Source organism: Pseudomonas sp. BF-RE-21 (assembly GCF_019947305.1).
Classification (GTDB): Bacteria; Pseudomonadota; Gammaproteobacteria; order Pseudomonadales; family Pseudomonadaceae; genus Aquipseudomonas; species Aquipseudomonas migulae.
Map to the genome: position 1 here is coordinate 172,355 of NZ_JAGYGF010000007.1, position 8,409 is coordinate 180,763.

5 protein-coding genes and 4 tRNA genes are annotated in these 8,409 nt (G+C 58.7%); 8 read left to right on the forward strand and 1 reads right to left on the reverse strand.

Going from position 1 to position 8,409, the window contains the following annotated elements; genetic code table 11:
• Positions 1–106: 106 nt before the first annotated feature.
• Positions 107–1,129, reverse strand: coding sequence for an outer membrane protein assembly factor BamD (locus KGB25_RS08170; RefSeq protein WP_008028792.1), 1,023 nt, complete (start codon positions 1,127–1,129; stop codon positions 107–109).
• Positions 1,130–1,280: 151 nt separating this feature from the next.
• Between KGB25_RS08170 and rluD the strand changes: the two genes are divergently transcribed.
• The 8 genes from rluD to KGB25_RS08210 all read left to right on the forward strand — a co-directional run bounded on the left by rluD (position 1,281) and on the right by KGB25_RS08210 (position 8,153).
• Positions 1,281–2,243, forward strand: coding sequence for a 23S rRNA pseudouridine(1911/1915/1917) synthase RluD (rluD, locus tag KGB25_RS08175; protein WP_008028788.1), 963 nt, complete (start codon positions 1,281–1,283; stop codon positions 2,241–2,243).
• Entirely contained in the window at positions 2,240–2,965 is a 726-nt protein-coding gene (pgeF, locus tag KGB25_RS08180) for a peptidoglycan editing factor PgeF (protein WP_223434753.1), read from the forward strand. The genes rluD and pgeF overlap by 4 nt, the downstream gene beginning before the upstream one ends.
• Before the next feature lie 130 nt (positions 2,966–3,095).
• The gene (clpB, locus tag KGB25_RS08185) at positions 3,096–5,660 is read left to right on the forward strand and encodes an ATP-dependent chaperone ClpB (protein WP_008037881.1); all 2,565 of its coding nucleotides are present in this window, start codon (positions 3,096–3,098) and stop codon (positions 5,658–5,660) included.
• A 300-nt stretch (positions 5,661–5,960) separates the two neighbouring features.
• A tRNA-Asn gene (locus tag KGB25_RS08190) sits at positions 5,961–6,036 on the forward strand.
• Positions 6,037–6,045: 9 nt separating this feature from the next.
• Positions 6,046–6,122 (forward strand) — tRNA-Pro (locus KGB25_RS08195).
• 5 nt (positions 6,123–6,127) lie between these two features.
• A tRNA-Lys gene (locus KGB25_RS08200) sits at positions 6,128–6,203 on the forward strand.
• Positions 6,204–6,298: 95 nt separating this feature from the next.
• Positions 6,299–6,375, forward strand: a tRNA-Pro gene (locus KGB25_RS08205).
• A 152-nt stretch (positions 6,376–6,527) separates the two neighbouring features.
• Positions 6,528–8,153, forward strand: coding sequence for a methyl-accepting chemotaxis protein (locus tag KGB25_RS08210; protein WP_223434754.1), 1,626 nt, complete (start codon positions 6,528–6,530; stop codon positions 8,151–8,153).
• Positions 8,154–8,409 lie beyond the last annotated feature (256 nt).

The following is an 8,409-nucleotide window of genomic DNA, read 5'->3' on the forward strand; positions in this document are numbered from 1 at the left end:
CAGTTTAGCCAAGGACATGACGGGCGCACAGCCTGTTAGTGCCGCAATAAAAGTCCGGACATAAAAAAGGAGCCTCGAAAGGCTCCTTTTTGCACCACCGGTCGTATCAGTCGAACACGCCGAAGGTCATGTAGCTGAACCACGAGCGGTCGCTGTTGTTGCCTTCCGCTTCGTGATTTTCTTCTTCGATCACGTCGCCATTTTCATCTTTAGGCTTGAGATCGTTCGGAATCGCTTCTTTGGCGTCCCGGAATTGTCTCTGCACGTCCTGGTTGGCGCGGGTTTCGCCCGGCGGCAGCGGTGGACGGGATTCGATCAGGCCCAGAGTCGCCTTGCTCAACCACGAACGGTTGTCGGCTTCGTCGACCGATGGCACGAACTGACCGTCTACCAGCGTTGGGTGGTTCGGGTAGTTGAGCTTCAGGGTTTCGAGGCTGGTGGCTGCCAGGTCGTCCAGGTGCAGACGCTGGTAGGCTTCAGTCATCACCGCCAGGCCGTCGCCGACCGATGGGGTTTCCTGGAAGTTTTCCACCACGTAACGACCACGGTTCGCGGCAGCGACGTAGGCCTGACGGGTCAGGTAGTAGTCGGCGACGTGAATCTCGTAGGCAGCCAGCAGGTTGCGCAGGTAAATCATGCGCTGCTTGGCGTCCGGCGAGTAGCGGCTGTTCGGGAAGCGGCTGGTCAGTTGGGCGAACTCGTTGTAGGAGTCGCGGGCAGCACCCGGGTCACGCTTGGTCATGTCCAGCGGCAGGAAACGCGACAGCAGGCCGACGTCCTGGTCGAAAGAGGTCAGGCCCTTGAGGTAATAGGCGTAATCCACGTTCGGATGCTGAGGGTGCAAACGAATGAAACGCTCGGCGGCAGACTTCGCAGCCTCAGGCTCGGTGTTCTTGTAGTTGGCGTAGATAAGCTCGAGTTGAGCCTGATCGGCGTAGCGACCGAACGGATAACGCGACTCCAGCGCCTTCAGCTTGGCTGTGGCGGCGGTGTAGCTATTGTTGTCCAGATCTTGCTGAGCCTGCTGGTACAGCTCGACTTCGCTAAGGTTTTCGTCTACGACTTCCTTCGATGAGCAAGCAGCGGTCAATGCGAGGATGGCGATCAGCAGCAGGTGTTTCACTTGCATGGCGGCTTGCGTCCCTATGACGGCCGCTGTCTTGGGCGAGGCCGTCCTGTTATGATGAGCGCCCCGTTGAATAGCCTCGGGGCAAAAGACGCCGTATTTAACCACAAGCGCGCAGCCGAAACCAAAGGCTGTGCCGACGCCTAGTCTGAGCATGTCCGATAAAATTGAACTTCGCGCAGAGGTGCCGTCCGAATTGGGCGGCCAACGCCTCGATCAAGTCGCCGCACAATTATTCGCTGAGCACTCGCGCTCGCGCCTTTCCGCCTGGATCAAAGACGGCCGCCTGACTGTGGATGGGGCGGTTATCCGCCCGCGAGACATCGTTCACGGTGGCGCCATTCTTGAACTGACTGCCGAGCAGGAAGCTCAGGGCGAATGGATCGCTCAAGACATCGAGCTGGACATCGTCTATGAAGACGACGACATCCTGGTGATCAACAAGCCTGCGGGCCTGGTGGTGCACCCGGCTGCCGGTCACGCTGATGGCACCTTGCTCAACGCCTTGCTGCACCACGTACCGGACATCATCAATGTGCCCCGCGCCGGTATCGTGCATCGTCTGGACAAGGACACCACCGGTCTGATGGTGGTGGCCAAGACCATTCAAGCGCAGACGCAGCTGGTTACACAGTTGCAGAGCCGCAGCGTCAGCCGGATCTACGAGTGCATCGTGATCGGCGTGGTGACGGCGGGCGGCAAGATCAACGCGCCGATCGGTCGTCACGGCCAGCAACGCCAGCGCATGGCCGTGATGGAAGGTGGCAAGCAAGCCGTCAGCCATTACCGTGTGCTTGAGCGTTTCCGCTCCCACACTCACGTGCGGGTGAAGCTGGAAACCGGTCGTACGCACCAGATTCGCGTGCACATGGCGCACATCAACTACCCGTTGGTCGGAGATCCTGCCTACGGCGGTCGTTTCCGTATCCCGCCAGCCGCCAGCCAGACCATGGTCGATTCCTTGAAGACGTTCCCGCGTCAGGCGCTGCATGCGCGGTTCCTGGAGCTGGATCACCCGACTACCGGTAAACGCATGAGCTGGGAATCGCCACTGCCGGACGATTTCGTCTGGTTGCTGACGCTGCTCAAGCAAGACCGCGAGGCGTTCATCGGATGAGTGACTGGCTGATTCCCGACTGGCCTGCGCCTGCCGGGGTGAAAGCCTGTGTCACCACCCGTGCGGGCGGCGTCAGTCTGGCGCCGTTCGACAGCCTCAACCTCGGCGATCACGTCGACGACAGCCCCGAAGCTGTTGCCGAAAACCGCCGTCGCCTCACCGATCATTTCTCCATGCAGCCGGCCTGGTTGAAGCAGGTTCACGGCATCGCCGTGGCTCATGCGGACCCAGGCCTTGTGGCCACCGCCGACGCCAGCTGGACGGCAACGCCCGGTATTGCCTGCGCGGCGATGACGGCTGATTGCCTGCCCGCGTTGTTCTGCGACCGTGCCGGCACTCGTGTCGCTGCGGCCCACGCCGGTTGGCGCGGGTTGGCGGCGGGTGTGCTCGAAGCGACGCTCGATGCGCTGGCCGTGCCCTCGGAAGACGTGCTGGTCTGGCTCGGTCCGGCCATTGGCCCGCAAGCCTTTGAAGTCGGCCCGGAAGTGCGGGCTACCTTCGTCGAGCAATTGCCCGAATCCGCGAAAGCCTTCGTGCCCAGCCAAAACGCTGGCAAATTCATGGCTGACATCTATGAGCTGGCGCGTTTGCGTCTGGCGGCTCGTGGTGTCACTGCTGTTTATGGTGGCGGTTTCTGCACCGTGACCGATCCCCGCTTCTTTTCTTACCGTCGCAGTCCTCGCACTGGTCGGTTTGCCTCCCTGGTCTGGCTCGAAAGCTAGACTCGACTGATCTGCATCAACGTCACGACGCTTGAAACTCCCAGAATCGACCGCATCTATAGCGGTATCTGGCAGGTTTCTTCATTCAGGATGTTTTATAGGTCCGGCCTGCTCAAAAGGAAGGTGACCCATGCGTATAGATCGTTTAACCAGCAAATTGCAGTTAGCTCTATCCGACGCCCAATCGCTGGCCGTCGGCCTTGACCATCCCGGTATTGAACCGGCGCATTTGATGCAAGCCATGCTTGAACAGCAGGGTGGTTCGATCAAACCCCTGTTGATGCAGGTCGGTTTTGACGTCAACAGCCTGCGTAAAGAGCTGACCAAAGAGCTCGACCAGCTGCCAAAAATCCAGAACCCGACCGGCGACGTCAACATGTCGCAGGACTTGGCGCGTCTGCTCAACCAGGCGGATCGCCTGGCCCAGCAGAAGGGCGATCAGTTCATTTCCAGTGAGCTGGTGCTGCTCGCCGCCATGGACGAGAACAGCAAACTCGGCAAATTGTTGCTCGGTCAGGGCGTCAGCAAAAAAGCCCTGGAAAACGCGATCAACAACCTGCGTGGTGGCGAAGCGGTCAACGACGCCAACCACGAAGAGTCGCGTCAGGCGCTGGATAAATACACCGTCGACCTGACCAAGCGCGCCGAAGACGGCAAGCTCGATCCGGTAATCGGTCGTGACGACGAAATTCGCCGGACCATTCAGGTGCTGCAACGCCGCACCAAGAACAACCCGGTGCTGATCGGTGAGCCTGGCGTGGGTAAAACCGCCATCGCCGAAGGCCTGGCCCAGCGCATCATCAACGGCGAAGTGCCGGATGGCCTGAAAGGCAAACGCCTGCTGTCCCTGGACATGGGCGCGCTGATTGCCGGCGCCAAGTACCGTGGCGAGTTCGAAGAGCGCCTGAAATCCCTGCTCAACGAACTGTCGAAGCAGGAAGGGCAGATCATTCTGTTCATCGACGAACTGCACACCATGGTCGGCGCCGGTAAAGGCGAAGGTTCGATGGATGCGGGCAACATGCTCAAACCTGCGTTGGCCCGTGGCGAGTTGCATTGCGTCGGCGCGACCACGCTCAACGAGTACCGCCAATATATAGAGAAGGACGCGGCCCTTGAGCGGCGCTTCCAGAAAGTGTTGGTGGACGAACCGAGCGAAGAAGACACCATCGCCATTCTGCGTGGCCTGAAAGAGCGTTATGAAGTTCACCACAAAGTGGCGATCACCGACGGCGCGATCATCGCCGCGGCCAAGCTCAGTCATCGCTACATTACCGATCGTCAGTTGCCGGACAAGGCCATCGACCTGATCGACGAAGCGGCCAGCCGCATCCGCATGGAGATCGACTCCAAGCCGGAAGTGCTGGACCGTCTGGAGCGTCGTCTGATTCAGCTGAAGGTGGAATCCCAGGCGCTGAAGAAAGAGAGCGACGAAGCGGCGATCAAGCGTCTGGAAAAACTCCAGGAAGAAATCGTTCGTCATGAACGGGAGTATTCGGATCTCGAAGAAATCTGGAACTCGGAAAAAGCCGAAGTCCAGGGTTCTGCGCAGATCCAGCAGAAAATCGAACAGTCCCGTCAGGAACTGGAAGCCGCACGCCGTAAAGGCGACCTGAACCGCATGGCCGAGCTGCAATACGGGGTGATCCCGGACCTGGAGCGCAGCCTGCAAATGGTCGACCAGCATGGCAAAAGCGAAAACCAGTTGCTGCGCAGCAAGGTGACCGAGGAAGAAATCGCCGAAGTCGTCTCGAAGTGGACCGGCATCCCCGTGTCGAAAATGCTCGAAGGCGAGCGCGACAAGCTGATGAAGATGGAAGGCCTGTTGCACCAGCGTGTGATCGGTCAAGACGAAGCGGTGATCGCGGTTTCCAACGCGGTGCGTCGTTCGCGGGCCGGTTTGTCCGACCCGAATCGTCCGAGCGGTTCGTTCATGTTCCTCGGCCCGACCGGTGTCGGTAAAACCGAGTTGTGCAAGGCGTTGGCCGAGTTCCTCTTTGATACCGAAGAGGCGATGGTGCGGATCGACATGTCCGAGTTCATGGAGAAACATTCCGTGGCCCGGTTGATCGGTGCGCCACCAGGCTACGTAGGGTATGAAGAGGGCGGCTACCTGACCGAGGCGGTGCGTCGCAAGCCTTATTCGGTGATCCTGCTGGATGAGGTCGAGAAGGCCCACCCGGACGTGTTCAACATCTTGCTGCAAGTGCTGGAAGATGGCCGCCTGACCGACAGCCATGGCCGCACGGTGGATTTCAAGAACACCGTGATCGTCATGACCTCCAACCTGGGCTCGGTACAGATCCAGGAACTGGTCGGTGATCGTGAGGCTCAGCGCGCAGCGGTGATGGATGCGATTTCCACGCACTTCCGGCCGGAGTTCATCAACCGGGTCGACGAAGTGGTGATCTTCGAGCCATTGGCGCGGGATCAGATCGCGGGCATTACCGAGATCCAGTTGGGTCGTCTGCGCAGTCGCCTGACTGAGCGCGAACTGAAACTGGAACTCAGCCCTGAGGCCATGGACAAGCTGATCGCGGTTGGCTACGACCCGGTGTACGGCGCACGGCCACTGAAACGTGCGATTCAGCGCTGGATCGAAAACCCGCTGGCGCAGCTGATTTTGTCGGGGCGTTTCATGCCCGGCGATACCGCCAAGGGTGTGGTGGAAAACGACGAAATCGTCTTCGCCTGATCCGCGTTAGCAACAAAACTGAAGAGGCCTCGCATTGCGAGGCCTTTTTTTCGTCAGGTTGTTGAACTCAAAGGAAAAGGCTTGTAAAGTGCGCCCCGCAGTAAGTCACCCGGAAGGGTTTCTGCTCCCCAAGCAGGAATCTGAAATAAGTTGCAAATCATTAACTTGAATGCAATTTAGGGGGTTGACAGAGGTGCTTAAGATTGTAGAATAGCGCGCCTCAGACACACGAACGCAGCGATGCGAACGGGTCGAAGAGAACGCAGTAAAGCTTCACCGTTGTAAATTGAAATATGTAGTTCCGTGATAGCTCAGTCGGTAGAGCAAATGACTGTTAATCATTGGGTCCCAGGTTCGAGTCCTGGTCACGGAGCCAATTTCAAACCGGGGTATAGCGCAGTCCGGTAGCGCGCCTGCTTTGGGAGCAGGATGTCAGGAGTTCGAATCCCCTTACCCCGACCATTTTTGGGTCGTTAGCTCAGTTGGTAGAGCAGTTGGCTTTTAACCAATTGGTCGTAGGTTCGAATCCCACACGACCCACCATTTTTGAAACCAGCTAACGCTGGAATCGAATCTTAAGATCAGACGCCAAAAGCTCTGTTCGCAGAAGGCGCCTTTTAAAGGTGCCTTTTTTTTACCGGGGTATAGCGCAGTCCGGTAGCGCGCCTGCTTTGGGAGCAGGATGTCAGGAGTTCGAATCCCCTTACCCCGACCATATTAAAAATCCTCGTATCGAAAGATACGGGGATTTTTTTTGCCTTTGAAAAAGCCGAATCCTTTCAAGTCATCGTACAACTAGCCGATAACGAGCTGTCGGGGCGCACTCGCGACCTCCCATTCAGGCCAACAACAAGAAAGGCGCTCGTTATGTTTCTTCGTCAGCTGAATATTGCCCCTCGTGCTGCGCTGGGTTTTGCCTTGATTGCCGTGCTGGTGGCGTTGCTTGGAATATTTGCCCTGGGGCAAATGTCGAGCATTCGCGAGAGCGAGGTGGCGGTGGAGAAGCAATGGCTGCCGAGCATCCGTGGTGGTGATGAGATCCGCGAGCTGATGCTGCGCATCCGTACCATTTCCTTGCGCATGGCACTGGATCAAGACCCAAAGAACATTCCCACCTACCGCGGCCAGATGGACACTCGCGACAAGGAACTGAGCGAGAAGATTGCGGCTTACGACAAGTTGGTCGACACCGCTGAAGGTCAGGCCTTGTACGACCAGTTCAAAACCACCTTCGCCGCCTATCGCACCGGCATTTCCCAGTCGTTCACCCTGGCCGAGCAAGGTCGCCGTGACGAGCTGACCAAACTGCTGTTGATCGACATGAAAACCGTGGTCGATGGTTCCGGCAAGCAGCTCAATGACCTGGCGGAACTGTTCGCCAAACAGGTCGCCGTTGAAAGCCAGAAATCCGCAGCGCACTACGAAACCTCGCGATCCATCGTCAGCCTGTTCATCGCGCTCGCGGCGTTGGCGACTGTCGGCCTGGCAATGTTGCTGACTCGCAGTATCGTCCGTCCGCTGAACGAAGCCCTGAGTGCGGCGGAAAGCGTGGCGCAGGGCGATTTGACCCGACCTATCGCGACCCATGGCAACGACGAAGTGAGCCGTTTGCTCAAGGCGCTGGCGACCATGCAGCAGAACCTGCGGGAAACCCTGCAAGCCATCAGCGGCTCGGCGACGCAACTGGCCACGGCGGCAGATGAGCTGAACGCCGTCACCCTCGACAGCACCCAGGGCCTGCAACAACAGAGCAACGAGATTGAGCAAGCCGCCACGGCGGTCAACGAAATGACCTCCGCCGTCGAAGAAGTTGCGCGCAACGCAGTGTCGACCTCCGATGCCACTCGCCAGTCCAGCGAGTCGGCGCATCTGGGGCAGGAGCGGGTCAGCGAAACTGCAAGTGCCATCAGCGACCTGGCCAGTGATGTACAACACACCGGCGAGTTGGTGCAGTCGCTGGCCAATCAGTCTCAAGACATCGGCAAGGTGCTGGATGTGATTCGGGCCATTGCCGAGCAAACCAATCTGTTGGCGCTCAACGCTGCAATTGAGGCGGCGCGTGCGGGTGAAAGTGGGCGCGGTTTTGCGGTGGTGGCCGATGAAGTGCGTGCATTGGCGCATCGCACGCAGCAATCGACCCAGGAAATCGAACAAATGGTTCAGGGCATGCGCAGCGGTTCGAGCCTGGCGCTGGACTCGATGAATGCCAGCGCTTCCCGTGCTGCCGAAACTCTGGTGATGGCGAAGCGGGCGGGTGACGCATTGCAGACGATCACTGCATCGGTTCACGAAATCCACGAGCGCAACCTGGTGATTGCCAGTGCAGCGGAAGAGCAGGCCCAAGTGGCCCGGGAAGTGGATCGCAATCTGGTGAACATTCGTGATCTGTCGGTGCGTTCCGCGACCGGCGCGGATCAGACCAGTGCCTCCAGTCATGAGTTGTCGAAACTGGCCAATGCGTTGCAGGGGATGGTGCAGCGTTTTCGGGTGTAAAACCGCCAGACGAAAAAAAGCCGCACCTCTCGGTGGAGAAGCGCGGCCGGGTGCCTTGCTCGGATGTGGCCATTTAACGGGCGAGGTGTATCGCTGCTGTGTCGCGCAAGGGGGAGTTTGTAAGCGAAGGGGGAAAATCGCGGGGGGAGATACAGTAAGACACGGATCTCCAAATCAGTGGAGATCAAATGTGGGAGCGAGCCTGCTCGCGAAGCGGTGTGTCAGCCAACTCATGTGGTGACTGACACTCCGCTAT